The organism is Bradyrhizobium sp. 132 (assembly GCF_023074185.1).
Lineage (GTDB): Bacteria > Pseudomonadota > Alphaproteobacteria > Rhizobiales > Xanthobacteraceae > Bradyrhizobium.
Genome location: NZ_JADPKY010000066.1, coordinates 1 through 739, shown reverse-complemented (window position 1 = coordinate 739; position 739 = coordinate 1). Strand labels below are relative to the sequence as shown.

At 60.1% G+C, this 739-nt stretch carries 1 pseudogene; it reads right to left on the bottom strand.

The features are described from left to right. Window positions 1-417: 417 nt before the first annotated feature. Window positions 418-639 (bottom strand): annotated as a pseudogene (locus IVA74_RS10730) (SOS response-associated peptidase); the annotation flags it as partial. Window positions 640-739 lie beyond the last annotated feature (100 nt).

Here is a 739-nt window from a genome sequence, read left to right as displayed (position 1 = left end):
GCCCCATGAACGCAAACTCGGCAGCCAAACCAAGGATGATATCGATAAAGAACCTCGCGAAGAACGGTCCTGTGGGCGTTCTCAAACCTCGTTGTACAACGGCATCCGGCGTCATTCGACGATCGGATACCTCAGCCCCGTTGAGTTCGAACGTAAGGTCGGATTAGCTTAACCGGGTGTCCATCGAACCGGCAGCAGCTCAGCATATCATCTTGTCCTTCAGGCTCTGCCTTTCGCTTACACCGGGGAGCTTGAGCACGCTGCGGCCGCAATCCCGCTGCTGGAGCGGGCATTGGCGCTCGATCCCGGCTATGCCGGCGCACAGGCGGCTCTTGCCTGGTGCTGCCACCACCAATTCAGCCGTGGTGGGCAATGGTCCCTCGACCCGAAGCCCAATCGAATGCGCGCATTATGAGATTAAACATTAGTCCTCCGGTCCGCTTGTGACGGCCTATCTTCCTTGTCCGGTCCCCGCATGACGATCCTGAGCGCATCGTCTGGCAGTGGCCGCTGCAGCGCCTTCGCTTCATCCCACGGTACGCGCATCCAGATGTCGCGCTCTTCGTCCGTCGTCAGTATTACCGGCATGGCCTTCGGGTGGATCGGCTCGACCACCGCGATAGGCGCTGTCGTCAGGAAGTGACCTGCCTCCGAAGTTTCATCCAGTGGCGATTAGAGCCTCAGCGGATGTTACGCCGTTTGGCGCGGGGTGAGCAACGTGCGATCGGCGGAGCTGGTC